The sequence below is a fragment of the Borrelia hispanica CRI genome, from assembly GCF_000500065.1.
GTDB classification, from domain to species: domain Bacteria; phylum Spirochaetota; class Spirochaetia; order Borreliales; family Borreliaceae; genus Borrelia; species Borrelia hispanica.
In genome coordinates this window covers 1-296 of record NZ_AYOU01000150.1, presented here as the reverse complement: position 1 = coordinate 296, position 296 = coordinate 1, and the positions used below count along the sequence as shown (strand labels likewise).

The 296-nt window shown below is 34.1% G+C and carries 1 protein-coding gene; it reads left to right on the top strand.

Features of this window, described 5'->3' with window-relative positions:
• On the top strand, positions 1–296 hold a 296-nt coding region (locus U880_RS0106275), incomplete at both ends, for a DUF228 domain-containing protein (RefSeq protein ID WP_024655209.1).

Sequence of the window (296 nt, the reverse complement as noted above, 5' to 3'; positions counted from 1 at the left end):
GGTTCTGTAACAAGTAGTTGTGATAAATTTGAAAGTCATCCAAGTAAAGGCTATCCATATAAAAGAGGAGTAAAGCTTGTTGTAAATCAATTTACTCAAGGACAGCCACATTTTGAACCTCATGTAGAGGCTGGTGGTGGTGATGATTTATATGGGATGTGTATTGATATTGATGATTATACTGGTGTTGCAACAGTAGTACCAATGACAAGCAGATTTGAAGGATATCTTGTTGCAAAAGATAATTCTATAAAATGCAAAGATAAACTTAAGTTTAACTCAGATGGTCAACTTGA